The sequence below is a fragment of the Frankia nepalensis genome (genome assembly GCF_016786325.1).
GTDB lineage: Bacteria > Actinomycetota > Actinomycetes > Frankiales > Frankiaceae > Pseudofrankia > Pseudofrankia nepalensis.
Window position 1 is genome coordinate 17,582 of the sequence record NZ_JADWYU010000221.1, and the last position, 26,553, is coordinate 44,134.

Here is a 26,553-nt window from a genome sequence, read left to right on the forward strand (position 1 = left end):
CGAAGAAACAAGGGCTCAACCGCTGTCGGCTTGCCGACAGTCTGCCAGCACCCACGGCCCGCGCGCGCGTCGAAGAACACCTGGGACCAGGGCGCCCACCTGCGAAGATAACGCGGAGAACCGGCTTCACCACACGTCGACCCCCACCGGCGGGTGGGACGAAGGCGGACCCAGCACCCCAGCCCGCTATCACTCTCCGTGAGGTGGCTCCAAGGGGTCAACGAGTCGGCGGCCGGCACCAGACCCGCCAGCCAACGGTGATCACGACCCGGGTCGGGACGAACGACGTCGTCGCGGCGAGCCGCTCGGCCGCCGGGCTGCCGGCACGGACGCGGGTCTCCACCAACGCGAACCGGTTGGCCTCCAACCAGCTGGCGAGCGCCCGGATGATCTCGGCGGCATACCCGCGCCGGCGCTCCGCCGGGCCGATCACCACCGCGACGGCCGCCCGCCTGGCCCGGGTGTCGGCCCCGAGCAGCCCGACCGCCGCGGCGTCGTGGTCGCGGACGACCCAGGTCAGCATGGCGCGGCCGGCGCCGGCCCGGTGGCGCAGCTCGTGGCGCAGGGCCGCGGGCTCCGCCGTCCCGCGCGCGTCCGGGCCGGCGAACAGCCCACCGACGCCGAGGCCGGGTGCCGGGCGCGGCGCCAGCGCCACCTTCTGGGCGAGCTCCTCGGCGACATACGCCGCGTTCCACAGCGTCACCGGCAACGCCTGCAGCCGCGTGGTCGTCAGCGTCGGCCCGTCATCGCCCATCGGGGACCTCACCCAGTCCCATCGGTGACCTCACCCGGCGGCAGACGACCGGTCATCCGCGCCGGGACGGCTCGCGGACACCGAGCAGGCCGCGCTCGCGCAGCCAGGCCTCGGTACGGCCCATCCCGTCGGCGAGCTCCACCCCGGGACGCCAACCGGTCAACGCCGTGATCCGGTCGCCGGAGCAGCGGCCCGTCCTGGTGACGTCGGCGACGGTGAGCGGGCCGAGGTCCATCCGGGTCCGAGGGTCGACTCCCGCCGCGAGCCGGGCCCCGAGCCCGCGAACCACCCCAAGGGCGGTCGAACCGACCGACGGGCCGACGGCGCCGGCCTGGCCCGCGTCCCCGTTCGCGCGTCCCTGGCCGCCACCGGCGGAGGCCGCCAGGGCGTCGCCGGGCTCGGACCGGCCGCCGCGGCGCGACTCGACCCGGCCGCGCATCCGACCGACCGCCAGCGTGGCGTCGTCCAGCGCGCCGTACATCCGGGCCGGCACCGAGCGCGGCGCCGGCAGCTCCAGCATCCGGCTGTAGTAACCGGCGAACTCGGCGACGGTGCAGGGCGACGGGCCGGTGACGTGCAGGGTCTCGCCGCGGGCCCGGTCCGTGCCCGCGGCCGCCAGCACCGCGGCCACCACGTCGTCGATGTGAACCGGGTTGAGCCACCCGGCGCCGCCGTCGAGCAGGACGAAGCGGCCGGCGCGCAGCAGGAGCACGGGCCAGACCGTCCAGCGGCCGGCACGCGGCCCGTAGGCGTCCCCGAGCCGCAGGATGGTCGCGGGCAGGCCGGACGCGGTCGCGGCGCTCACCGCCTGCTCGGCGGCGGCCAGCGTGTCCGCCCGCGCGTCGCCGGTCAGCCCGACCGGGGCGGTCTCGTCGACGCCGTCGGCGATGTCCGGGCCGAGCACCGACACGCAGGACAGGTGCACGAGGCGGCGAGCCCCGCCGCGGGCCGCGGCGTCGAGCACGGTCGCCGTCCCGCCGAGGAGCACCTGGCGCATCCGGGCCGCCGGCACGCGGGCGCGGCCGGCCGGCCGGCCGCCGCGGATGCGCGGCAGCTCCCCGACCCCGCCCATGCCGACCGCCGCCGCGTGCACCACGAGGTCGACGCCGACCAGTTCCTTCTCCCAGTCGCCCGGCCGGCTGACGTCCGCGGCGTGCACCCCGGGGCCGCGTGCGACGTCGAGCGCGACGACCTCATCCCCGCGCCCGCGCAGGGCGTGGGCGATCGCCCCGCCGACGAATCCCGCCGCGCCGGTGACCACCACCCGAGCCAACGTCAGCCTCCTGACCGCCTGCCGGCACCCGTCCCAGGCACCGGCGCCGGCGCGTGGATCGCGCCCGCGTCAACCGGTGCGCTCGCGGCCGCGCGAGGCGCCGCCATTGTCGCGCGACTGTCGCACGACCGGGAACGAGCATGCCGCATCACAGCACACCGGGACCTCGGCCATGTCCAGCACCCAGGGCACCACCGTAACGACGCACCACCCACGGGCACCGCTCGGCCCACTCGACCCACTCCGCCTTCCGGTCAGGTACGGCCGTTCTCCACGGCGGCCAGCTGGGCCGCGCCCTCCTCGTCCGTCGCCCGCGCGGCCGCCCCGCCGCGCCGGCCGGCCCGGCGGCGCAGCAGCTCGCCGGCCACGCCGGACGCGACGGCGAGGACGAGGACGACCGGCGCCAGCCACCAGGCCATCTCCTCCAGGAAGGGGACGGAGGCGGCCACATATCCCAGCGAGGTGAGGCCCGTGCCCCAGATCACCGCTCCCACCACGGCTACGACCATGAAGCGTGCCGGTGGCATTCGCACCGCTCCAGCGAGGATCGGGGCGAAGGTACGCGCCCACGGCACGAAACGCGCGGCAATCAGGGTGATAGCCCCGAAACGTTCGTAAAACGCCTCAGTGCGTTGCAATGTTTTCTTATGGCGCCGTTCGAGCCACGGTCGGCCGAGCCGCCGTCCGGTCAGGTAACCGACCCAGACGCCGGCCACCGCCGCCACGGTCACCCCCGCCGCGAGGACCGGCAACGAGATCTCGTATTTCGGGTCCGCCGCCATGAGGCCGGTGGCGAACAACATCGCGTCGCCCGGCAGCCAGAACCCGAACGGCACGCCGCTCTCCAGGAAGACGATCATAAAGACGGTCGCATACAGAGTCAGGCCGGATAGACGGTCGACATCCATGGATTCAGTGTGCAGGGCGGACGGGGCCTGGCCCCAGCAACGCCGGCACGCCGTTGCGGGCAGGCCACGCGGGGGCCGTCCGCTCGGCCAGCGTCGCCCGGACCGCCAGGACGCCCTCCGGGCCGGAGGCCCGGATCGCCAAGCCACACGCGCTGGAGGCCGCAAGCGGCTCCCTCAGGGAGCCCCCGCGTCATACCCTTCGCGCAACACCCGCCCACAGCGTGAGGGTTCCGGTCGCGCCCCCGTTCGCGTCGTCCCACTCCTGGCCGCCCGCCGGTCAGGAGTGGACCGACGCGCCTGGAGGCCGAACGCGCCCCGCCTACTCGGTGATCCGACGCCTTTGACAGGAGCCTTCGATGCCTATCGCGACGCCAGACGTCTACGCCGAGATGCTCGACCGGGCGAAGGCGAACGCCTTCGCCTACCCGGCGATCAACGTGACCTCGTCGCAGACGCTCAACGCCGCGCTGCGCGGCTTCGCCGAAGCCGGTAGCGACGGCATCATCCAGGTATCCACGGGTGGAGCCGAGTACCTGTCCGGATCGACGATCAAGAACATGGTGCTCGGCGCCGAGGCGCTGGCCGAGTTCGCGCACCACGTCGCGAAGGCCTACCCGATCCAGATCGCCCTGCACACGGACCACTGTCCGGCGGACAAGCTCGACTCCTACATGCGCCCGCTCGTCGCCATCTCCAAGGAGCGGGTGAAGGCCGGCCGCGACCCGCTGTTCCAGTCCCACATGTGGGACGGCTCCGCGGTGCCGCTGGAGGAGAACCTCAAGCTGGCCGAGGAGCTGCTCGCGGACTGCAAGGCCGCGAACATCGTGCTCGAGGTGGAGATCGGCGTCGTCGGCGGCGAGGAGGACGGCGTCGTCGGCGCGATCGACGAGAAGCTCTACACCACGCCCGAGGACATGTGGCGGACCGCCGAGGTGCTGGGCACCGGGGAGAAGGGCCGCTACATGCTCGCGGCCACCTTCGGCAACGTGCACGGGGTCTACAAGCCGGGCAACGTGAAGCTGCGCCCGACCATCCTGCGCGACGGCCAGCAGTACGTGGCGTCCAAGCTGGGACTCGGCGGCGACGCCAAGCCGTTCGAGCTGGTCTTCCACGGCGGCAGTGGCTCGGAACTCACCGAGATCCGCGAGGCGCTCGACTACGGCGTCGTCAAGATGAACGTGGACACCGACACCCAGTACGCCTTCACCCGGCCGATCGCGGACCACATGCTCAAGAACTACGACGGCGTGCTGAAGGTCGACGGCGAGGTCGGGATCAAGAAGACCTACGACCCGCGCACCTACGGCAAGTCCGCCGAGGCCGCCATGGCGAAGCGGGTCGCCCAGGCCTGCGCGGACCTGCGCTCGGCCGGCACGACGCTCGGCGCCTGACCGACCCTGCCCGGGGCTCCACCGCCCGCCGCTCCGCTCACCGACCCGATCCGACCCGGCGCCAGGCCCACGGCGCCGCTCGCGTCCGGCGGTCAGGCGGGCGGTGGGCCCCGTCCGCTCCCACCGAGCCTTCTCCTCTTCCTCTTCTCTCCTCTTATTCCTCTCTATCCGCTTATTCCTCTCTATCCGCGAGCCGTGGCCGTTCCTCTCTCCGCTCTCTCCGCTAGCCGCGGCCGCGGACATGTCCGGGCCGAGGCCGCAAGGGGCTCACCTCACGCCTTCGTCGCGGGAACGGGCGGACGGCCGCGTCCCGTGGCGCCTCCGGCCACGGCTGCTCCCTTCGGTCCGCGACGCTCCGGCTCATCACCGCTGATTCGCGCGCGGATCCGGCGGACTTCACGTTCGCGGTGCCCGCCGAACGCCGATCTCTCGACGTGGGTTCGAGGCAGGACAGGACGGGGCGGGCCGATCCCGCCCGGCACGAAGATCAAGAAGCCGGCCCGGCGGTCGGCGGTCGGCGGTCGGCGGTCGGCGGTCGGCGGTCGGCGGTCGGCGGTCGGCGGTCGGCGACTGTATACATTTCGCGGCGCCCAGCGCGGCCCAGGCACCCACGCGACAAGATCCACGCAGGGCGCTCCCAGCTCCTCCGCGATCTTGTCGGGATCACCCGACCGCTGATTCGCGCGCACAACCGCCGATCATGAGTCGCCAGGAGCCGCGACACCCCTCCTGATCATCAGACCCGTACGCCGTTCGGCGCTTCCTGTCCGTTTTGTCCCCGAGTTCCCGTACGCATCTGACGATCTACGGACCAGGCCGGGCCAAGACCCAACGAAGATCGCCACATGCGTGCGCGGATCGGCGCCGCGGGATCCGCGCACGTGAACGTCCACCGGATGCGCCACAGCACGGCGAGCCAGCGCCTCCTGTGCCCGATTGCCGGCCGCGCCCGCCGGTGGTCACGACCCAGCCGGGCCCATGGTCCCGGGAAGGCTGGAATAAAGATCACACAGGACGGCGGAACGGGCCGGCCTCGCCGGGGTGGTACCGGCCCCTCGATGGCCATGTGGCCTGTGCCGTCCGCCGGGGCGAGCCGGCGGACACCGACGGTCGCCTGGGCCACCGTCGGGCCGGCAGGCACATCCGGCATAGTCACTATCCGCAAGATTCACCACACAGTGTGCCACTTTCACGGATCACGCCAGGATCACTCCGCCCGGGAGGGCGAGGTGGCGAGCCCAGAAGATCCAGAACTGCCCGTACCCGACCAACTACCTTCGGTCGCGCATTCGGGACGCGTCCGGCGGATGTAGCCAGGATCGCATTTCTCGCGAGTCCGGCCCGAGGCACTCTTTCGGGCGGCAGACTGGTAGGTTTCTTTTCGCGTGCGACAGGCGGGCCACACACCACCCGCGCATGGCGCGCGATCTCTGTCAAAACCACTTCTTGGGGTGGGAAACGACCGCCGGCTGGATCTTCGGCGGCGAGTGACGACACGCCGGTGGCGGACGCCGCGAAATTTAGATGAGCGCGCGCACGCGCGCGTTAGCAGTGTTAACAGCGGGTTTCAAGAACCGACACGCCGGTGTGGCCTTTTTCACGTGCCCTATTCGGTGCTTGTCGCCACGCCGCGGAATGTGGTTATGGTCTTCGCCGTGCCTGACGACAGGACAGGCATCCACCGGGCGGCACGCCGAATCCTGCCCCCGCCCGGCGAGTTTTGAACCAGCGGCAGGAACGGGGGACCCGAATTCCGGACGCCAGGACCAGAGACCCTGGAAGAAACCGGGCATCGCCAGCGCGGCTTCATAAGCGCCGCGCCGGGCTGGCCCGAGAAGGCGTCCTTGGGGTGAAGCCGACCGACATCCGCGATCGTTGGAAGCGCGCCAGACCGCGCTCTTTCAAGGACACATGACGGAGACGTCGCGTCGCCGGGCTATACGAGCCTTTCCAGCTAACCCAATCGACCGATGACACACGGTGCGTGAAGGTGATGGAAAAGGCTCGCTCTTCCCCAGCCCGAACCCGACAGCTCACCTCGCAGGCGTGGGGAAAGGGCAACCTCGTATGTCCGAAGCACGCACCCCTGGCCGACATCCCGTGCCGGGCGGGCGTTTTGCCCCGCCATCGGCCGACCGACCGACCGCCGGCACCACCGGCGCGCGCGGCCGGGCCAGTTCTCCGACCGCCAGAACCGCTCCGCCCGCCCGGCGTGAGCCCCGGCGGTCTCGGCCTGCCGTCACCGGCCCCAACCGGAGGCTCCGGCAAACTCTCGCCGCGGCTCCCGTCATCGCCGCGGCCGTCGGCGGCACGCTGGCGCTCGCCTCACCCGCCAACGCCTCGTCCAACTGGGCCGAACTGCGCCAGTGCGAGTCCGGCGGAAACTATTCAATCAATACCCGTAACGGTTACTACGGCGCCTATCAGTTCTCGCTGTCCACCTGGCGGAGCCTTGGATATTCGGGGCTGCCAAGTGACGCGCCACCGGCGGTTCAGGACGAGGCCGCGCTGCGGCTCGCCCAGCGTTCCGGATTCGGCCAGTGGCCGGTGTGCGGCCGCGGAATGGGCCCCGACCAGCTCGCGCCGGGCGCCAGTTCGCCAGCCCCTCCGGCACCGCCGGCACCTCAGGCCGCCCCCGTGGTCCCGCTGTCGCTGGTCGTCCAGCCGGCCTCGACGACGCTGGCGCGGCTGCCGTTCACGACGGCCCTCGTCGGCGAGTACCGCGCGGACGTCGCGTCCTGGCAGGCCCGCATGAACGAGATCGGCTACCCGCTCGCCGTCGACGGCCACTACGGGCCGCTATCGGCCGCGGCGGCCAGTTCGCTGCAGGCCGCGAAGGGCCTGGCGGTCGACGGAGCCGTCGGCCCGGAGACCTGGTCGGCCACCTTCACCTGATCCTCCCTGGAACCCGGGTTCCGCCGGGTCGACGAGGTGTGGGATTCCTCCCGGACCGGCGAAGCCGGGACGTGCCGGGACCTGGATCCCGCCTCGACCGGCTCAGGCGGTCGGGAACGCGGGTCTGGAAGCCCCTACGGGCCCGGCGGAAGGTCCGCCGCCCGGCCCCTCCGGCCGGATCGGCCCCGCTGACGGGGCCCGCGCCGGACCCGTCGAACCCGATCCCGGGAGATCCGCAGGCACCCCGCCGCGGCTGGGAACCCTCCGCCGCGACCGGTTCCGTCGGTCGCGGCCCTTCGCCAGCAGCGGGGATCCCGTCCCCATCCCACCCACCGGCCGCCAGCCGGACGTGGGACACAGCCCCTGCCCTGCTCCCGATGAACCGCCCGGCCGCGTCGACGCGTGCGTCCACCCGGCCGGGCGGCCAAGGGCTGGCCGTGGACGGGAACCCGGCGAAGCGCGCCGGCCGCCAACCTCGCTGACCTTCCGCTCCGGAAGGTCCAGGCCGCGCGGTCTCGCCGGGCCGACCGTGAACCGGGGCCGTCCCTCGCGAGGACGACCCCGGTTTGCGGCGAACGATCCCGGCTCGCTACAGTCCGGTACTACTCGCCCGTCCTGGGCGGGTCGCGCGGGCGGACGCCGAATCCCGCCCCACCCGCGTGCACGGAGCACGTATCCGCTTGGGCGGGAGCGGGGGACCCACTTTCGGGCGCGGCCTGGCCGCGTCCTTGGGGTGAAGCCGGTCGGCCGGCTCGCGCGACACCGCGCGGGCGGGTCCACACCGGCCGGGCATTCCCAGCCCGAACCCGACAGCTCACCCCGTAGGCGCAGGGAAGGACCGATATGCCGTCTGAGCAGACCGGTGACTCCCGGCCCAGCCGCCGGGCCAGCGGCCGGCATCGTGCCCCCCAGGGGCCGTCGTCGACCGCCCGCCTGCTGCGCACCACCGGCGCGGTGACCGCGCTCGTCGGCGGCGGCCTCGCGGTCACCGCGGCGCCCGCCCACGCGGCCACCCCGGAGGACTTCGCCAAGCTTCGCCAGTGCGAGTCGGGCGGCAACTACGCGATCAACACCGGCAACGGGTACTACGGCGCCTACCAGTTCGACAAGCGGACGTGGCAGGGCCTGGGTTACTCCGGTCTGCCCCACGAGGCCGCCCCGGCCGTCCAGGACGAAGCGGCCTACCGGCTCTACAACTCGCGCGGCTGGTCTCCCTGGCCGGCCTGCGCCCGCAAGCTCGGTCTCACCAACAACGGGCAGATCGGCGTGTCCTCGTCGGGCGCGGCCGGCAACCTCCAGCAGGAGCCCGTGAAGCCCGCCATGACGCTGGACAAGGCGCAGCAGGAGATCCAGCAGGCCGGCTTCGGCGGCACGATCTCCACGGCCGACGGTGGCGAGGTCCGCGCCGACGCGTACGTCTGGCAGCACGAGATGCGCGAGCAGCGGTTCGCGCTCACCGTCGACGGCAAGTTCGGCCCGCAGTCGCAGGGCGTCGCCGCGCTCTACTCGTACCTGACCAAGGTCAGCGACGGCCAGCCGGGTGTCGTCGGCGAGAACCTCTGGAAGGCGACCGTCGAGAGCTGACCGGCCGGGGGGTGGGCCGGCCCTGCTCGCTGGCCTTCGGCCAGCTTCGCCTGGCGGCCGGTCAGGATGTCCGCCCAGGGGGATGACCCCCTGGAACCCCCAATGTCGGGGGGGCTTCGCCCCCCGACACCCCCCTCGCCCGCGCTTCGCGCGAGGCTCATCAGCCAGGTGTCCGCGGTGAGGCTGGCGGGGCGTCGGCCCGCGGACGGGTCCGCGTCCAAGCGGCCACGCACGCCGCGTGGGGCCTCGTCGCCGGGCCGTGCCGGGGCTTTCCGCCGGAGCCTTTCGGGGTGTCGGGGCTTTCCACCTACTACGGTTACGGCATGACCACTCCGTCTGGGCGGCCGGATCTGCTGGGTGGGCCGCCGGCCACGTTGCTGCCGATCGACCCCGCGTCCGCGGCGCTCGCCGCCGGTGAGGCGGCCACCGACGTCGCCGCCCGGTTCCCCACGTCCAGTGCCGCGTGGGCGGCGCTCGCGGAGCAGGCGCTCGACGGCGGGCGGGCGGTCGAGGCGTACGCGTACGCGCGTACCGGGTACCACCGCGGGCTCGACGCGTTGCGGCGTTCCGGCTGGCGGGGGCATGGGCCGGTGCCGTGGTCGCACGGGCCGAACCAGGGCTTCCTGCGCGCGCTGGCAGCGCTCGGCCGAGCCGCGGCCATCATCGGCGAGACCGCCGAGGTCGAGCGGATCGAGACCTTCCTGGCGGACAGCGATCCGGAGGCGGCCCGGCAGCTCGGCCCGCTGGCACCTTGAGGAAGCGGGTCGTCACTGACTGACGTGGGCGGGCCGGCGGAGGCCGGTCAAGGCGCCGCCGGCCCGCCCACGCCGGTCTGGTTGCTTGCCCGGCGCCGGATGGCGAGGCCCGGTTCTTAGTACAGTCTTGCCCCGTGCCTGCGCTTGTCCTGATCGGAGCCCAGTGGGGCGACGAGGGTAAAGGGAAGGCGACCGACCTGCTGGGCGGCGCCGTCGACTACGTCGTGCGCTACCAGGGCGGCAACAACGCCGGCCACACGGTAGTGATCGGCGAAGAGAAGTACGCCCTGCACCTCATCCCCAGTGGCATCCTGCGTCCCGAATGCGTCCCGGTGATCGGCAACGGCGTGGTGATCGACCCCGGCGTGCTGCTCGCCGAGATGGCCGGCCTGCGCGCCCGCGACATCGATACGTCCCGACTGTTGATCAGCGCGAACGCGCATCTGATCATGCCGCACCACCGGGCGCTGGACCGGGTAACCGAGCGTTACCTGGGCAAGGCGCGGATCGGCACCACCGGGCGAGGCATCGGCCCGGCCTACGGCGACAAGGTCGCGCGCACCGGCATCCGGGTGCAGGACCTGCTCGACCCGGGCATCCTGCGCCAGAAGCTCGAGCTGGCCCTGCGCGAGAAGAACCAGGTGCTCGCCAAGGTCTACAACCGCCGCAAGATCGAGGTCGACGCGGTGGTGACCGAGTACCTGGAGTACGCCGAACAGCTCGGCCCCCACATCGCGGACACCGGCCTGGTGCTCGACACCGCCCTGCGCGACGGCAAGGTCGTGCTCCTCGAAGGCTCGCAGGGCACCCTGCTCGACGTCGACCACGGCACCTACCCCTTCGTCACCTCGTCGAACCCGACGGCGGGCGGCGCGGCGACCGGTGCCGGCATCGGCCCGACCAGGATCAGCCGGGTGATCGGGATCATCAAGGCCTATACGACCCGGGTCGGCTCGGGTCCCTTCCCGACCGAGCTCGACGACAAGGTCGGCGACGAGCTGCGCCGGATCGGCGGCGAGTTCGGGGTGACCACCGGCCGGGCACGGCGCACCGGCTGGTACGACGCGGTGATCGCCCGGTACGCCGTGCGGGTGAACGGCCTGACCGACCTGTTCCTGACCAAGCTTGACGTGCTGTCCGGGTTTGACCGGGTGCCGGTCTGCGTGGCCTACGACGTCGGCGGCACCCGGATGCCCGAGATGCCGATGACCCAGACCGAGTTCCACCACGCGAAGCCCATCTACGAGGAGCTGCCCGGCTGGCACGAGGACATCTCCGCGGCGACGTCCTTCGACCAGCTGCCGCCCGAGGCGCGCGACTACGTCAAGGCGCTGGAGGAGATGTCCGGTGCGCCGATCTCCGCGATCGGCGTCGGTCCCGGCCGGGACCAGACCCTCGTCCTGCGCGACCTCCTCTAGCCGGCGAGACCGCCCAGCGCGTATCCGGCGAACCGCTCGACCGCGCCACCCGCCGCCTCTGGCGGGTCCCGGTCCGGCTTGCGGCCACCACGGTGGCGGGTGACGCTCGTTTGGTCACTCCGCGCAGTCGCCGGGATCTCCGGGAGGTGGATCGGTTGGTCACCGACCCGTTCGAGGAGCCGTCGCAGCAGCCGTCCGGGCCCCCGGAGGCCCGCAAGGAGGATGGCTTCCCGTTCAGACCGGCCGGAGAGACGGCAGGGCCGGTCCAGGCACCGTCGGACGCGCTCGTTCCCATCCGGTTCCGCGACGCGGATCCGGACGGTTCGTTGGTGGTGGCGCATGAAGCCGCCGAGTACGGGTCCCGGCCGGCCGTGGTGGGTCGATCGGCGTCTCCTGGAGCAACTTCCGGACCTGGCGGATCGCTCACCTCCCAGCACGGCTTCCAGACCTCCCCGATCGCCGACCCCCCGGATCCGGCAGGCACCCCTGGCTTCGCCGATTCGGCGGGGACGCTGTCGCCGATCCAGGAGGATGCCTGGCCCCGGGACATCCACTGGGAGGTCGGTCCCGGTGGCTACCGGGGCGGGGCCGATTCCGACGCGTGGACGGTCGGCTTCTCGCCGCCCGGGGAGGCGCCGCCCAACGCGCTCACCGACGTCCTGCTGCGCGGGAGCCACTGGGTGCGCAGCGCGCGGCGGGCCGAGGCGCAGCGGCGGGAACGCTCGGCCGCCATCGCCGCCCACGTCGAGGCGCAGCTGGCCGAGTTCCTCGACCTGTGCGCCGGCGCGGAGCTCGTCCCGCCGGTGACCGTGCGGGTGGTACGCGACGTCCCCCGGCGGGCCAGGCAACGGGGCGAGGGCCGACCACGCGCCGCGCTGCGCGAGGACCAGCCGGTCGGCCCGGTCCTGGCCGACCAGGAGGCCGCCGAACCCGACCGCCCGCCCGCCGACCGGCCACGCGCCCGGTCGGCCGGGGATCCCGGGCATCCGCCCCGCTGGCGCGGCCGGAACCAGCTGGTGGCCTGGCCACTGCTCTACTGGCGGTGCGAGAGCTTCCCGTCAGCCGGCCGGTCGCTGCACCTGTTCGTCGAGCCGGGCGGCCGAACGTTCGAGGGCCGCGACGACCCGGCCCCGCTGACGGTGCTCGGCCGCCTCGTCCGGGTCTGGCCGGTGGACGCGCCGTCGATCGTCGAGGGCATGGCCGAGGTCGACGCCCGCCGCTGCGCGCTGCACCTGGTCGACGGCATGGCTCATCTGCTGTGGCGGGCGGGCGTCGGGCTCTGACCTGCCAGGCCGGAGCCCAGGCCAGGCCAGCATGAAAGAGGATGCCGGCGGGTCGACGAGCAGGGACGCCGACACGCAGGGACGCCGACAGGCAGGATGGTCCGTGATCTGCCCGATCGGGCACCGATCGGGCGCGACGTCCGGATCGGGTTGGAGCCGGCGAACGGCGGGGAACGCCTGTGGGGGCGCGTCCGGTGGGCCCGGACGGCGACCCGCGGGGCGTCGGCGCGCGCCTGCCCGTGGGCCGCCAGTTCCCGGCCATCCCCGAGGCGGCCGTGGGCGGAGTATGGTGCGGCCGGGCCAAGGTCCCTACCGGGCCGCGGTCCGCACCGGCCCTTCGTGGGCTACCCGACAGGCATTCGCGGGCTACCGACAGGCAAAGGACCGACCCTGCCATGACGCACGGCGCACGACGCCCACGACAGCGGGCCCTGTCCCGGTGCGCCTCCAGCGGCGCGGGGGCTTCTGGCGGCATGGGGGTGCCGACGTGGGCCTGAAGGTTCTCGTCGTCGGCTCGGGTGGGCGGGAGCACGCGCTGTGCCGGGCACTGGCGCGCGACCCGGACGTCGGCTCGATCGTCTGCGCGCCCGGCAACGCCGGCACCGCCGCCCTCGCCGAGCCGCGCCCGCTGGCGGTGGCCGACCCCGACGCCGTCGCCACGCTCGCCGAGTCCGTCGGCGCCGAGCTGACGATCGTCGGACCGGAGGTCCCGCTGGTCGCCGGCGCCGCCGACGAGCTGCGGGCCCGCGGCCTGCCCGTCTTCGGCCCGTCGGCCGCCGCCGCCCGGCTGGAGGGCAGCAAGACGTTCGCCAAGGACGTCATGCGGGCCGCCGGAGTCCCGACGGCCGCGGCCAGGGACCACACCGAGGTCGAGCCGGCGCTCGCCGACCTCGACACCTTCGGCCCGCCCTATGTCGTCAAGTACGACGGCCTGGCCGCGGGCAAGGGGGTGACGGTCACCGAGGACCGGGACGTGGCGGTCGCCGCCGTCCGCCAGTGCCTGCGCGGGCCGGACGACCGGCTGGTGATCGAGGAGTATCTGGACGGCCCGGAGGTGTCGCTGTTCGCGGTGGTCACCGAGGACGGCGCCGTCGTCCCGCTGCTGCCGGCGCAGGACCACAAGCGGATCGGCGACGGGGACACCGGCCCGAACACCGGTGGCATGGGGGCCTACGCGCCACTGCCCTGGGCGTCGCGCGGGCTGGCCGGCCAGATCGTCACCTCGGTGATCCGCCCGACGGTCGTCGAGATGGCCAGGCGCGGCACCCCGTTCACCGGCCTGCTCTACGCGGGCCTCGCGCTCACCTCGCGCGGCCCGCGGGTGGTCGAGTTCAACGCGCGGTTCGGTGACCCGGAGACGCAGGCGATCCTCGCGCTGCTCACCACCCCGCTGACCGGCGTGCTCTCGGGCCGCCGGGCGCCGGCCTGGCGGTCGGGCGCCGCGGTCACCGTGGTGGTGGCGGCCGCGGGCTACCCGGGCACGCCCCGGCTGGGTGACCCGATCCGTGGCCTGGCCGCCGCCGAGAAGCTGACCGGGGTGGACGTGCTGCATGCCGGCACGACGCGAAGCCCCGACGGGCAGGTCGTGTCCGCGGGCGGGCGGGTGTTGTCCGTCACGGCGATCGGTTCGAACCTCGAGTCCGCGCGAGGATCGGCATACGAGGCCATCAGCCGGATCTCGCTCGCCGGTGCCCAGTACCGGACCGACATCGGTGACCCGGCCCGGCTGCGGCACGCGGCGGACGTCCGCCGAGCGGGCACGGTCGGCGACCCCGCCGACCGGCGCGGCGCGCCGGGCGAACCCGGCTGACCAGGCCGCCGGGGCGGTGAGAGCCCCGGCGAGGCCCTCCCCGACGACGAGGAGAAGTGAGCAGGCATGTCGAGCACCCCGTCTTCTGGCCGCCCGAAGGTGGCGATCGTGTACGGGTCGGCGTCGGACGCGCAGACGATGAGCAAGGCCGGCGCGACCCTCGGCCGGTTCGGTGTCGAGTACGAGGAGGCGGCGCTCTCCGCGCACCGCGCGCCGCGCACCCTGGCCGACTGGATCGAGGGGCTGCGTGACCGCGGCGTCGCGGTGGTCATCGCGGGCGCCGGGCTCGCCGCGGCGCTGCCCGGCACGGTCGCCGCGCTGACCACGCTGCCGGTGATCGGCGTCCCGATCTCCGGCGGGGCGCTCGACGGGATGGACTCGCTGCTCGCGATCGCGCAGATGCCGCCGGGTGTGGCGGTCGCGACCGTCGGGCTGAACAACGCCACGAACGCGGCCGTGCTCGCGGTCCAGATCCTGGCCCTGTCCGACCCGGAGCTCGCGGCCAGGCTCGCCACCTACAAGGACGACTTCGAGCGGGCGGCCGCCGACGGCCTGGCCCGCGCCGCGGCCGGGACCTCGGCGTGATCGAGCGCTACACCCTGCCCGAGATGGGCCGGGTCTGGTCGGAGGCGCACAAGTACGAGCTGTGGTGCCGCGTCGAGGTGCTGGTCATGGAGGCGCACGCGGCGGCGGGGCGGATCCCGGCCGACTCGGTCGAGCCGGTGCGGGCCGCGCCGGCGCCTACCCCGCAGGCGGTCGCCGAGATCGAGGCCGTCACCCAGCACGACGTGATCGCGTTCCTGACCGCCTGGGCCGACCGGACCGAGCCGCGCTCGGCCGCCGCCTACGCGCACTTCGGGATGACGTCGTCCGACCTGCTGGACACGGCGCTGGCCTGCCAGCTGGTCGAGGCGACCGACATCCTGCTCGCCAAGGCGGACGGGCTCGTCGCGGCGCTGCGCGACCTGGGCCTGGCGCACCGGGGAACGCTGCGGGTCGGGCGCACCCACGGCATCCACGGCGAGCCGACGGTGTTCGGCCACCGGGTCGCCGACCTGGCGTTCGGCCTGGCCCGCTGCCGGGACCGGCTGCGGGCCGCGCGCGCCGACGTCGCGGTCGCCAAGATCTCCGGCGCGGTCGGCACGTACTCGAACATCGAGCCGGACGTCGAGCGCTACGTCGCCGACAGGCTCGGGCTCACCCCGGCGCCGGTGGCCACCCAGGTGGTGCTGCGCGACGGGATCGCGAGCTGGGTGGCCGCGCTGGCCGGGCTCGCGACGGTGTGCGAGGCGGTGGCCCTGGAGGTCCGGCACGGCCAGCGCACCGAGGTGCGCGAGCTGTCCGAGCCGTTCGGCAAGGGGCAGAAGGGCTCGTCCGCGATGCCCCACAAGAAGAACCCGATCATGTCCGAGCGGATCGCGGGCCTGGCCCGGATCGTGCGTGCCCAGTACGTCCCGGTCCTGGAGGGCGTGCCGCTGTGGCACGAGCGGGACATCTCGCACTCGTCGACGGAGCGGATCGCCCTGCCGGACGCCGCCGCCGGCGTCGACTACCTGCTGAACCTGACGACCCGGCTGGTGACCGGCCTGGTCGTCGACGTGGACCGGATGCGGGCGAACCTGGACGCCACCGGCGGCCTCGTCTACACCTCGGCGGTGCTGCTGGAGCTGGTCGAGACCGGGCTGTCCCGCGAGGACGCCTACGCCATCACCCAGGCGGCGGCGATGGAGACCTGGCAGACCGGTGTGCCGTTCCGGGAGACGCTGCGCAAGCACGCGGCCGACCGCGGTCTCCCCCTCGACGAGCCCCGCCTCGACGAGGTCAGCCGCCCCGAGCGCTACGTGGAACGACTCTCCCCCGTGTTCGACCGTCTCACCGCGTTGACCTGACAGACAAACATCGGTCTCAGGTGCTTCGAGAAGACCTCAACCCTGTCAAGGGTCCCCGCCCGAGCTGCCCCCGACCCACCGACCGCGCCGAACCCGCGGATCGGGTCTACCAGGCAGATCGGTGGGGGGAGGCCTCGCGGCGCTCAGTCAGTTGAGTTCGGAGAAATCATGCCGCTTACGCACGAGCAGTTCGCCGGGCTGACCCACCTCGGCTCGGGCAAGGTCCGCGAGATGTTCGCCGTCGGCGACGACGCCGTGCTGCTGGTCGCGAGCGACCGGATCTCGGCGTTCGACGTCATCCTGCCCACGGAGATCCCGGACAAGGGCGCGGTGCTCACCGGGCTGTCCCTGTGGTGGTTCGACCAGCTCGCCGACCTGGTGCCCAGCCACGTGATCAGCTCGAACGTGGACGAGTACCCGGCCGAGCTCGCCCCCTACCGGGAACAGCTGCGCGGCCGGTCGATGCTGTGCCACCGGCTCGACATGGTCCTGATCGAGGCCGTCGCGCGTGGCTACCTGACCGGCAGCGGGCTGAAGGACTACCGGCGGACCGGCTCGGTCAGCGGCCACCCGCTGCCCGAGGGCCTCGTCGACGGCTCGAAGCTGCCCCACCCGATCTACACGCCGTCCACGAAGGCGCCGATCGGCGAGCACGACGAGAACATCAGCCGGGCCGACGCGGCGGGCCGGGTCGGCGACGAGCTGGCCGCCGAGCTGGAGAAGCTCACCCTGCAGATCTTCGGCCGGGCCAGCGACCTGGCGGCCGAGCGCGGGATCCTGCTCGCCGACACCAAGTTCGAGTTCGGCCATGACCGGGCGGGCGTGCTGCGCCTCGGCGACGAGGTGCTCACCCCGGACTCGTCGCGGTTCTGGCCGGTGGACGGCTGGGCGCCGGGCGGCGCGCAGCCGTCGTTCGACAAGCAGTTCATCCGGGACTACCTGGTCAACACCGGCTGGGACCCGAACACCCCCGCGCCCGAGCTGCCGGACGACATCGTCGAGTCGACCAGGGCGCGCTACGTCGAGGCGTACGAGCGACTGACCGGCATCTCGTTCGACGACTACCTGTCGACTTCCTGACACCCCCCGGCTGACCCCGCGCGGCCGCTTCCGGCGGGGTCAGCCGCGGGGAATCCACCGGCTCGCGCGGGGATCCCCCGTCGGCACCCGCGCCGGCGGGGGCCCGAGGGCCGCCGCGAACGCGCTGGTCACGGGCCCGCGGGCGGCGAGTCGACGCCGACGGCGCCGGCCGGGGTGGGGACAGCCCCACCCCGGCCGGAGGTGTTCACCTACCACCGGCCACACTGCTGGCCCGACCTCAGAGTCGGCGGCCCGCTCCAATGACCTTGCGGGCCCGCTACGGGAACGTTGGGCCATGCCCAGACGATCCCCAGAGCAGACCGCCGGCCAGCCCGCCGGCCACCCCGCCCCGGCCCGGTCGCCCTCGGGCGCCGAGGCCCGTCCCAGCCACCTCGCCGCCCGGGCCGCCCGCTGGAGCGTGCGGCACCGCAAGCTCGCCGTCTTCGGCTGGCTCGGCGTCGTCGTCGGCGTCCTGCTGATCGGCAACCTGATCGGCACGACGACCCTCAAGGAGGAGGACTGGCTCCTCGGCGAGGACGGCCGCGCCCAGCAGACCCTGCGCGACCACGGCTTCGTCAGCCACGCCGGCGAGAACGTCCTCATCCAGCTCCCGACGGCCCCGGCGGGCGGCCCGCTGACCGACCCGGCGGTGTCCGCCGCGGTCACCGACGTGGTCACGCGGATCCAGGCCACCGGCGAGGTGACCGCGGTGCGCGCCCCGGTCGCCGCGCCCGGCGCCACCGAGGACCCGGGCCTGGTCTCGACCGACGGCCGGTCCGTGCTGGTCACCTTCGACATCACCGGCGAGGTCGACACCGCGGCCGACCGGGTCGAGCCGGTGATGGACGCCGTCACCGCGGCCGGCGCGGCCCACCAGGGGCTCGCCGTCGAGCAGTTCGGCGACGCCAGCAGCGAGAAGGCGCTCGACGAGACGATGGGCGACGACTTCCAGCGGGCCGAGATCTTCTCCATCCCGATGACGATCGCGATCCTGCTGGTCGTGTTCGGCGCGCTGGTCGCCGCCCTCGTCCCGGTCGCGCTCGCGCTGACCGCGTTCGTCGGCGCGCTCGGCGTCGTCGCGTTCACCAGCCGGCTGATGCCGACCAACGAGATCGCGACATCGGTCATGCTGCTGATCGGCCTGGCCGTCGGCGTCGACTACGCGCTGTTCTACATCCGTCGCGAGCGCGAGGAGCGCGCGAAGGGCCACAGCCCGAAGCAGGCCCTGGAGATCGCCGCCGAGACTTCCGGGCACACCGTGCTGGTCTCCGGCCTGACCGTCGCCGTCTCGCTGGCCGGCCTGATGATCACCGGGATGAGCGCGTTCACCGGGATCGCGATCGGCACGATGGTCGTCGTGCTGGTGGCGCTGCTCGGCTCCCTCACCGTCCTGCCCGCGCTGCTGTCGATGCTCGGTGACCGGATCGAGCTCGGCCGGCTGCCCTGGCACCGCCCGGCCGCGCCGGACGCGCCGCGGTCGCGGCGGGCCCGGCGGGCCGCGCGCCGCGCCGCCCGGGCCGGGACAGCGGGTGGCGACACCGCCGCGCTTACCCAGGTGCTGGGCGCCACCATCGCCGCGGATCGCGCGGCCCCCGACGCGGCGGGCCGGCCGGGCAAGGTCCGGCTGCTCGACCGGCTGATGCGCCGGCCGGGGACGGTCGCCGTCGTCACCGGCGGTCTGCTGGTCGCGCTCGCCGTGCCGACGCTGGGCATGCACACCGCCGAGCAGGGCGTGTCCGACCTGCCCCAGGACATCCCGATCATGAAGACCTACCAGCGGATCACCACCGCGTTCCCCGGCGGCCCGACCCCCGCGGTGATCGTCGTCTCGGCCCCCGACGTGACCGCCGCCCCGGTGACCGCGGCGATCGACGACCTGCGCGCCCGCGCCATCGAGGCCAAGGTCGGCTTCGACCCGATGGTCGTCACCGTCAGCGAGGACAAGCAGGTCGCGCGGGTGCTGCTGCCGCTGGCCGGCGGGGGCACCGACGACGCTTCCATCGACGCGGTCCGCGCGCTGCGCGACGACCTCGTGCCGGCGACCATCGAGACGGTGCCGGGCGCGAGCGCCGACGTCGGCGGCTGGGCCGCCGGCTCGCTGGACTTCAACAGCCAGCTGAACGTGCGCACCCCACTGGTGATCGGATTCGTGCTGATCCTGGCGTTCGGCCTGCTGCTGGTGGCCTTCCGCAGCGCGGCGGTCGCCGCCATGGCGGTCGGGCTGAACCTGCTGTCCGTGGGCGCGGCGTACGGCCTGCTGGTGCTGATCTTCCAGCACCACTGGGCCGACGGGCTGCTGGACTACACGGCGACCGGCACCATCGCCAACTGGATGCCGCTGATGCTGTTCGTGATCCTGTTCGGCCTGTCCATGGACTACCAGGTGTTCCTGCTCTCCCGGGTGCGGGAGGCCCGGATGGCCGGCCAGGACATGCGGACGGCCGCGCTGACCGGCCTGCGCCGCAGCGCCGGCGTCGTGACCAGCGCCGCGATCATCATGGTCGCGATCTTCGGGATCTTCGCGACGCTGTCCCAGGTCAGCATGAAGCAGCTCGGCATCGGCCTCGGCGCCGCGATCCTGATCGACGCGACGATCATCCGGGTGCTGCTGATGCCGGCCCTGCTCACCCTGCTCGGCGACCGCGTGTGGCGGCCCAAGGCCGGCGCCACGCCCGCAGCCGGCACCGGCGCGGGCGACCTCCCGGCGGCGACTCTCCCCGCCCAGCAGACCGGGCAACTCCGAGCCCACTCACACACCAGCTAACCCACTCGTTCCTGTGCCCGCCCTCGCCGGCTCCCCGGCAGGGCGGGCACAGCCATGTCCGTCAAGCCAGCGCCGCAACCAGGATCGCCGATCCGTGCACACAACCAGCGATCATCAATCCGTCCCAGCCCCGCCTCTCTGGAAGATCGCCAGATCTGTGCGAAGTTCAGGGACAAAACGGACAGAAATCGCCGAAGGCCGCACACATTTGACGATCAAGGATGCGCCAGGCCTTACATACGAGAGTGATCATCCGATGTGTGCACGGATCAGCGATCCAACAGCCCTGGCAAGATCCACAGGGAGTCTTCGGCCTTCACGTAATGACCACAGAAGGCCGCGGACCCGCGATGGATCTTTCGAGAGGAGCGGGTGGTCGATGACATCCGCGACGGGGGTAGAGGATCACCAACATCACCACCGGTGATTGCGACGAAGGTGACCCCGCCGCGCGGGCGCGCCGCACGTCGCAGCTGGCGTCGCCGACATGGACGGCGCGTGGGGCGACGGCGCGGCAGATCAGGGGCCCAGTAGCGCCGACAGCAACGTCAGCGACCGGATCCACGCCCAAAGATGAGCCCGATCCGCCCGATCATGCCGATGGCCGACACGGGGGCCGCCAGGCTGGCCAGCACGACAGAACACTCACCGCCGCCACGCCATAACTTCAGCCAGTCCAGCACCGTGTCCCCCGCGCGGGGGACACGGGCAGACCGACGCGAGGCGCGCCTCCCCGGGGTCGACGAGATAACCGCCCAGTTCGTTGCCTCCCGCTGCCGCCTCGAACCACACATCTGCTGGCAGAGGGCGAGGTGACACGACCCGCCGTCCAGCTCCGGATGCCTTCCGCGCCACGATGTCCCCCATTCGGGCTACACATTGCCCCCGGACCGGGCTACGCTGTCTCCAGCGCGTCTGGAATGACAGTCGCCACCGGCGGAGGCCTGCCCGACCGAGGCGGGCGATGGCCGACACCGACGGGAGGCCACCCGGTGACCGAGGCCGTGATCAGGGTCGGCGTCATCGATGATCACCCTATTGTCCTGCATGGACTGGAAAAAGCCCTCCACGAGCAGGAAAATCTAATGATCACCGTGACGGCAACCGACCTCGGTAATTTCTTCGATGGCCAGGAGGCACTTCCGGATGTGGTACTGCTCGATCTCGACCTCGGGGATGGCTCTCGGCCGGCGGATAATATCCGGCGGTTGATGGAGGCAGGAGTCTCGGTTCTCGTCTTTTCGGCGGCGGCGCATCCGGCGACAGTTCGCGCTGCGATTCGCGCGGGCGCTGCCGGCTATATCACCAAGACCGACGCGCTGGAAGACCTGATGTCGGCCATCAGATCCGCGCGCTCGGGGAGCGGCTGGGTCTCCCCGGCCCTGGCCTTCATCATGCTGACGGACGACGCCCCGAGCAGGCCGCAGTTGTCGACGCAAGAACGGGAGGTTCTCAGGCTGTATAGCACAGGCCTTCCCGTGAAGGTGGTCGCGAAGCGCATGGACCTTTCCCCTGAGACAGCGAAGGAGTACATCGCTCGCGTCCGCAGGAAGTACCGCGACGCGGGTCGCGACGCGCGCAGCAAGATCGACCTACGACTGCGGGCCGTTGAGGACGGAATTATTCCGGAGTAGCCAGGATCCCGGAGATCATCCATCCGCCACTCCACGAGCCTGTCAGCGTCGAAGGAGACCTGAAATCTATCTCCGTTCGGACGGCCCATGACGACTCCCCACTGTGAGCGTCGATGAGCACCCGCGCTCAAGACGCGTTGGCTGCGGTGCTCTTCCGTGGGCTGGCGGTCCTGCGTGCCCTCGCGGCGGTTTTCACGGTTTCCTACGTCGCGATCTGGTGGGGTGCCTTGTATCACCCGCGGCCATGGGCCCTGGTTGTCCCGGGCATCGTGGCCGCCTGGAATCTGTACTGCGCGGTGGCGGCTGCCCGCCGGGCACCTCCGCGCGCTGTCGTGGTCGCCGACATCGTCATCGGTTGTCTTGTCGGGCTGACGGCCCCGTGGACGGTGCCGGACGCGTCGGTGGGAGACACGAGTTCGTGGGTCCTGCTCGCCGTCCTGCTGGCCGGAATGAACGCAGTCATCGCACTACGCGCCGTCTGGGCGCTGATCGCCATGGTCCTGCTAGGCGCCGCTCACCTGTGGCCGGCCATCGACTACCGCCCACAGGTGCTCACATCGACCGCGCTGATGCTGTTCGTCGGCGCCGGGCTGAGCCAGGCGACGGCGCGGCTACGACGAGTGGCGCTGGAGGCCGACTCCTGGCTGGCGGCCGTCGCGGGCCGAGCGCGTGCCGAGACGATAGCGGTGGCCCGGGCCCGGGCCGACCGCGCGCATGAGCGCCTTCTGCACGACACCGTTCTGAACACGCTGGCTGGTCTCAGCCTCGGAGGCGCGGTGGCTACGGGGGCGGCCGACTCCGAGACGCTGGCGCAGGTGCGGTCACGATGTCGGCGAATCATCGCGCTGGTCGAGGGCTCACTGGACGGCTTGAGGACCGGCGACGAGACCTCCGGTGACCCCGATGTGCTGCTGGACGCGAGGGTGGCCGAGCTGGCGGAGGACGCGACGACAGACGGCCTGACTGTGACCGTCGGTTTCACGCGGACCGGCCAGCCGCGATGGCCAGAGCGAGCCGCTCCGGCCGACAGGCCGTCGGTCCTGACGGAGGAGCAGATTCCGGCCGACGTGGTTGCCGTGCTCACCGCGGCGCTACGCGAGGCACTGAGAAACGTTCAGCGGCACTCGGGCGAGAACTCCGCTCGTATCAGCGTCACGCGGTGGACCGACGGGGTACAGCTGAGGATCGACGACGACGGCCGCGGTTTTGACGCCACCCGTTTTGGGCCAGATCCGCTCTCCGCGGTGCCCGGCGGCGGCGACCACCACCCCGAGGACATTCGCCTGGGTATTACGCGGTCAATCCATGGCCGAATGGCAGACGTGGGCGGATGGGCGCAGATCTTTTCCACTCCGGGACTTGGCACCCGCGTCGAGCTGAACTGGCAACGACCCCATTCACCCATGGTGCCGCCCGCGGACGCCACCGACCTGCGCCAGTCCTATGAGCGCGCCGCTCGTCGGGCAGCAGGCGTCGCGGTGGTCGTCGGTGTCTCTCTCCTCGCGCTGCCTGCGGTCGCCTACCGCGGGCTCTCACCGCCGTCGGTGGCGGCGCTCGCCCCGTTCTCGCCGGCTGTGTCGCTCGTGCTGTGGTTGCTGGTTGCCGCCCTCGCGACGTGGGGTGTCGCCATCATCTGGCGGCGGCCACTCACGGTGATCGAGGCTTTGGTCACGCAGGGGAGCACCGTTCTCCTAGTGCTCGCCGGCGCCGCAGCCACCTCCGGCGGCGACGTCATCAGCATCTACAACTGGGTGGCCATCGCCGCCCCGGCATTGCTGCTGTTGCCAGTCACGGTCTCGCGGCCTTGGAAGCAGTGGGCGGGCGGGGTCATCGCGGTGGTTGTGACCCAGTTGGTACTCGGCCTTGGCCGGGTCGGGACCGCACCGCTCGAGCTGGTTCGCCTCATAGGAACCCTGTACGGGTTCTCGGTGATGCAGCTCTTCATCGCCATGATCTGGCCGGCGCTGCGGACCACCGCCGAGTCAGTCATCCGGGCCGCCAGGCTGGACGCCGAGCTGGACGCGGGTCAGGCCGCGGCGGCCGCCGTACGGCGAGACCGGGCGCGCAGGCTCGCTCGGCTCAACCGTGACGTGCTGCCGCTGTTGCGGGCGATCGCGGATGGCCTGGCCGATCCGACCGATGAGAGCAATCGCAGGTTGTATGCGGGCCGGGCGCGGGCAGTGCGCCGCATGCTCGCGGGCTCAGGGGGACGCGCTGGCCCGCTGGCTGAGCTGGAGACCGCGATCGACGCGGCTGAGGCCCGGGGCGTCGTCGTCACCCTGCAGGTGGCCGGCGACTTCGCCGCGATTCCCCGGGACGCGCGCGACGAACTCGTTGACCTTCTCAGCGAGACCCTGGAAGGAGCGCCTCCCGGTCGGGTGACGATCACCCTCCTTTCCGGCGGAGCATTTGGCGAAGGTTACGTTTCCTATCCAGCGACGGTACCACCTCCCGGTCGTTTCACCGGCGGATCTGACCAGCCAGCGAAACGGGTGGACACGGGTTCCCGTTCAATCTCCGTCGATGCCAGCGTCGAGGAGGGAACGGCAATCGTCGAGCTCCGGTGGCCTCTGCTTCCTCCTGATCCGCCGCAGCCAACCCCTACCGACGAGAGGCATCAGGAGAATCCGAATCGCGGCAAGACAGCAAACGTCCCGTGCACGCGCACCCGGGATGTCGCCCCATGACTCGATTCAGATCTGTCAACCGGTCCACCGAAGGCGGCACGGGCCCGCGGCGAGCTCCTCGCCGCCCAGGCGGTGTGCCGCGAACGAACGAGGTTGACGAACGAGAGGACGTTGTCCGTCCGGGACAGCTCGATCAGTCGAGGGTGGCATGGAACCGGGCCTGACCGGCCGGCAGGTCGCCGCGCTCGCGGGGCTGTTCGCCGATCAGCTGGCGGCGCGCCAACTGCTCGCCGAGGCGGGGATTCCGACCGAGGGTCTCCCCTGGGGCTCGTTCGTCCCGAGGACGTTCTGGACAGCGCTGTCGGACGAACTCGCCGCGGGCGTCTCGGCCGGTGGAAGGGACCGGCTGCTGAACGTACTGCGGGCGAGGTATCCGGAAAACGACGTCTTCGCCGATCCGGCACCGGGCCAGGTCGTGGGCGGCGCGCACCACCTGCCGGGGGTGTGGAGCGTGCCGCCGCGGCTCGCGCACTTCACTGGCCGCGCCAACCTGCTTGACGAACTGGACCTGGTGCTGGCTGAACAACGAACAGCCGCGGTATGCGCGCTGCAGGGCCTGGGCGGAGTCGGCAAGACAGCCCTCGCCGTCGAATACGCGCACCTTCGGGCCAGCCAGTTCGAGGTGGTCTGGTGGTTGCCGGCACAGGATCAGGACCTGCTGTCGGGGCATGTCGCCGCGCTGGGTGCGGCCCTCGGGCTAGGCGACGACGCGGACTGGCCAGCGGTGGCGGCATCGCTGCGCGCCAACAGGCGACGCTGGCTGCTGGTGCTCGACAACGTCGACGATCCCGACATCGTCGGCCTATTCCGGCCGGCAGACCCTTACGGCCGGCTGCTGGTGACATCTCGGCTCGCCGGCCTGGACGGGGCCGGCGAGGCGATAACCGTCCGGGAGTTCACGGCCGACGAGGCGACCAGACTGCTCACTTGCAGGCTGCCGGGGATCGGCCCGGCGACAGCAGGAAAGATCGCCGCTCTACTGGGTTTTCTGCCGCTGGCCCTGGAGCAGTCTGCCAGCTACCTGACGCAGACCAGCCTGCCGCCCAGCGAGTACGTGACGCTTCTCGAGACCCGGCTGAGTGACATGCTCTCGCGCGGCCGCGTAGCCGATCGGCCCAGGGACACTGTCGCGAACCTGTGGCGACTGTCCACAGCCCGCTTGGAGGCTGACGAACCAGCAGCGGTGAGCCTGTTGGAGATATGCGCGGTCTGCGCTCCCGATCCCGTCCCGCTCGACCTGGTCACTGACGGCATCGACGAACTTCGAGACGGACCGCTGCGTCGCGCGGCGGAAGACCCTGTGGCGTGGGCGGACGCCGTGGGCGCGCTGGTGGGCTACGGTCTGGCCCGCCGGGACGGTCGCTCGTTGGTCGTACACCGCCTGACCGCCGCCGCGACCCGCGCCGCACTGGACGTCGCCCGCCACCACGACGCCGTTGCCACGGTGACCCGCATGTTGTCCCTAGCGCTGCCACGCAACATCTACGATCCGGCCGGCTGGCCGCGGTGGCGCACGTTGCTCCCCCACGTCTTCGCGATACTCGACCGTGACGATGCCACCTGGGACGACGATGCCGTCCCCATCGTCTCCTTGCTGTGCGACCTCGTCGGCCGGTATCTGGAGCATCACGGCCGGCCCGACCTCGCGATCCCCTACCTGTGTCGCGGCTTGGACCTCGACACCGCCCACCGCGGTGTCGACCATCCGGACACGCTGACCGCGCGGCACAACCTGGCGGGCGCCTACGGAACAGCGGGCCGGGTCGACCAGGCGATCCGCCTCTTCGAACAGGTCTTGGCGGATCGCGTCCGGATGCTCGGCGGCAACCACCCCGACACACTGACGGCACGGCACAACCTCGCCTACACCTACCGAGTCGCCGGCCGCGTCCACGAAGCAATCAACCTCTTCGAAGACGTCCTCACCGACCAGGTCCGCGTACTCGGCAACGACCACCCCGACACACTGACCACCCGGAACATCCTGGCCGGTACATACCGGGTCGCGGGGCGAGGCAGCGAGGCGATCAACCTCTTCGAAGACGTCCTCACCGACCAGGTCCGCGTACTCGGCAACGACCACCCCGACACACTGACGACGCGGCACAACCTCGCCTACACCTACCGAGTCGCCGGCCGCGTCCACGAAGCAATCAACCTCTTCGAAGACGTCCTCACCGACCAGGTCCGCGTACTCGGCAACGACCACCCCGACACACTGACAGCGCGGCACAACCTCGCCTACACCTACCGAGTCGCCGGCCGCGTCCACGAAGCAATCAACCTCTTCGAAGACGTCCTCACCGACCAGGTCCGCGTACTCGGCAACGACCACCCCGACACACTGACAGCGCGGCACAACCTCGCCTACACCTACCGAGTCGCCGGCCGCGTCCACGAAGCAATCAACCTCTTCGAAGACGTCCTC

17 protein-coding genes and 1 riboswitch are annotated in these 26,553 nt (G+C 72.1%); of the genes, 14 read left to right on the forward strand and 3 right to left on the reverse strand.

Annotated features, from left to right (window positions below; translation table 11 throughout):
* Window positions 1-217: 217 nt before the first annotated feature.
* From I6A81_RS34830 to I6A81_RS34840, 3 genes are all read right to left on the reverse strand, one after another.
* Window positions 218-754: a GNAT family N-acetyltransferase gene (locus I6A81_RS34830; RefSeq protein WP_203001199.1), complete on the reverse strand. Its 537-nt coding sequence runs from the start codon at window positions 752-754 to the stop codon at window positions 218-220.
* A 52-nt stretch (window positions 755-806) separates the two neighbouring features.
* On the reverse strand, window positions 807-2,027 hold the full coding sequence (locus I6A81_RS34835; protein WP_203001197.1) for an NAD-dependent epimerase/dehydratase family protein: 1,221 nt from the start codon (window positions 2,025-2,027) through the stop codon (window positions 807-809).
* Window positions 2,028-2,281: 254 nt separating this feature from the next.
* A complete protein-coding gene (locus tag I6A81_RS34840; protein ID WP_203001195.1) occupies window positions 2,282-2,935 on the reverse strand; it encodes a DedA family protein in 654 nt (217 codons plus the stop codon).
* Between the two features lie 356 nt (window positions 2,936-3,291).
* On the opposite strand from I6A81_RS34840, the gene fbaA reads away from it, so the two are divergent.
* The 14 genes from fbaA to I6A81_RS34910 form a co-directional block, all read left to right on the forward strand.
* Complete coding sequence (fbaA, locus tag I6A81_RS34845) at window positions 3,292-4,326, forward strand: class II fructose-bisphosphate aldolase (RefSeq protein ID WP_203001193.1); 1,035 nt, start codon at window positions 3,292-3,294, stop codon at window positions 4,324-4,326.
* A gap of 2,067 nt (window positions 4,327-6,393) precedes the next feature.
* Window positions 6,394-7,221: a transglycosylase family protein gene (locus I6A81_RS34850; RefSeq protein WP_203001191.1), complete on the forward strand. Its 828-nt coding sequence runs from the start codon at window positions 6,394-6,396 to the stop codon at window positions 7,219-7,221.
* Between the two features lie 667 nt (window positions 7,222-7,888).
* Window positions 7,889-8,064, forward strand: a riboswitch (cyclic di-AMP (ydaO/yuaA leader).
* The gene (locus I6A81_RS34855) at window positions 8,065-8,805 is read left to right on the forward strand and encodes a transglycosylase family protein (RefSeq protein WP_203001189.1); all 741 of its coding nucleotides are present in this window, start codon (window positions 8,065-8,067) and stop codon (window positions 8,803-8,805) included. It begins immediately after the preceding riboswitch.
* Window positions 8,806-9,128: 323 nt separating this feature from the next.
* Window positions 9,129-9,560, forward strand: a complete 432-nt coding sequence (locus tag I6A81_RS34860) for a DUF3151 domain-containing protein (RefSeq protein ID WP_203001187.1) — start codon at window positions 9,129-9,131, stop codon at window positions 9,558-9,560.
* 134 nt (window positions 9,561-9,694) lie between these two features.
* The gene (locus I6A81_RS34865; RefSeq protein ID WP_203001185.1) at window positions 9,695-10,978 is read left to right on the forward strand and encodes an adenylosuccinate synthase; all 1,284 of its coding nucleotides are present in this window, start codon (window positions 9,695-9,697) and stop codon (window positions 10,976-10,978) included.
* Between the two features lie 155 nt (window positions 10,979-11,133).
* Window positions 11,134-12,261 (forward strand): hypothetical protein, encoded by a 1,128-nt coding sequence (locus I6A81_RS34870; RefSeq protein ID WP_203001183.1) that lies wholly within the window; start codon window positions 11,134-11,136, stop codon window positions 12,259-12,261.
* 493 nt (window positions 12,262-12,754) lie between these two features.
* A complete protein-coding gene (purD, locus tag I6A81_RS34875; RefSeq protein WP_203001232.1) occupies window positions 12,755-14,071 on the forward strand; it encodes a phosphoribosylamine--glycine ligase in 1,317 nt (438 codons plus the stop codon).
* 66 nt (window positions 14,072-14,137) lie between these two features.
* On the forward strand, window positions 14,138-14,656 hold the full coding sequence (gene purE / locus I6A81_RS34880; RefSeq protein ID WP_203001181.1) for a 5-(carboxyamino)imidazole ribonucleotide mutase: 519 nt from the start codon (window positions 14,138-14,140) through the stop codon (window positions 14,654-14,656).
* A complete protein-coding gene (purB, locus tag I6A81_RS34885) occupies window positions 14,653-15,960 on the forward strand; it encodes an adenylosuccinate lyase (RefSeq protein WP_203001179.1) in 1,308 nt (435 codons plus the stop codon). The genes purE and purB overlap by 4 nt, the downstream gene beginning before the upstream one ends.
* A 168-nt stretch (window positions 15,961-16,128) precedes the next feature.
* Entirely contained in the window at window positions 16,129-17,040 is a 912-nt protein-coding gene (locus I6A81_RS34890; RefSeq protein WP_203001177.1) for a phosphoribosylaminoimidazolesuccinocarboxamide synthase, read from the forward strand.
* Between the two features lie 295 nt (window positions 17,041-17,335).
* Window positions 17,336-19,804, forward strand: a complete 2,469-nt coding sequence (locus I6A81_RS34895; protein ID WP_203001176.1) for an MMPL family transporter — start codon at window positions 17,336-17,338, stop codon at window positions 19,802-19,804.
* 992 nt (window positions 19,805-20,796) lie between these two features.
* Window positions 20,797-21,438, forward strand: coding sequence for a response regulator transcription factor (locus I6A81_RS34900; protein WP_307875124.1), 642 nt, complete (start codon window positions 20,797-20,799; stop codon window positions 21,436-21,438).
* A gap of 113 nt (window positions 21,439-21,551) precedes the next feature.
* A complete protein-coding gene (locus I6A81_RS34905) occupies window positions 21,552-24,125 on the forward strand; it encodes a sensor histidine kinase (RefSeq protein WP_203001171.1) in 2,574 nt (857 codons plus the stop codon).
* 148 nt (window positions 24,126-24,273) lie between these two features.
* Window positions 24,274-26,553, forward strand: a 2,280-nt coding sequence (locus tag I6A81_RS34910; protein WP_203010416.1) for a tetratricopeptide repeat protein, incomplete at its 3' end; no start/stop codon positions are given.

What these genes read in the sequence shown, in the direction of transcription:
- I6A81_RS34830 (WP_203001199.1), bottom strand. Translation starts at nt 754, where the DNA reads ATGGGCGATGACGGGCCGACGCTGACGACCACGCGGCTGCAGGCGTTG.
- I6A81_RS34840 (WP_203001195.1), bottom strand. Translation starts at nt 2,935, where the DNA reads ATGGATGTCGACCGTCTATCCGGCCTGACTCTGTATGCGACCGTCTTT.
- fbaA (WP_203001193.1), top strand. Translation starts at nt 3,292, where the DNA reads ATGCCTATCGCGACGCCAGACGTCTACGCCGAGATGCTCGACCGGGCG.
- I6A81_RS34850 (WP_203001191.1), top strand. Translation starts at nt 6,394, where the DNA reads ATGTCCGAAGCACGCACCCCTGGCCGACATCCCGTGCCGGGCGGGCGT.
- I6A81_RS34855 (WP_203001189.1), top strand. Translation starts at nt 8,065, where the DNA reads ATGCCGTCTGAGCAGACCGGTGACTCCCGGCCCAGCCGCCGGGCCAGC.
- I6A81_RS34860 (WP_203001187.1), top strand. Translation starts at nt 9,129, where the DNA reads ATGACCACTCCGTCTGGGCGGCCGGATCTGCTGGGTGGGCCGCCGGCC.
- purE (WP_203001181.1), top strand. Translation starts at nt 14,138, where the DNA reads ATGTCGAGCACCCCGTCTTCTGGCCGCCCGAAGGTGGCGATCGTGTAC.
- I6A81_RS34890 (WP_203001177.1), top strand. Translation starts at nt 16,129, where the DNA reads ATGCCGCTTACGCACGAGCAGTTCGCCGGGCTGACCCACCTCGGCTCG.
- I6A81_RS34895 (WP_203001176.1), top strand. Translation starts at nt 17,336, where the DNA reads ATGCCCAGACGATCCCCAGAGCAGACCGCCGGCCAGCCCGCCGGCCAC.
- I6A81_RS34905 (WP_203001171.1), top strand. Translation starts at nt 21,552, where the DNA reads ATGAGCACCCGCGCTCAAGACGCGTTGGCTGCGGTGCTCTTCCGTGGG.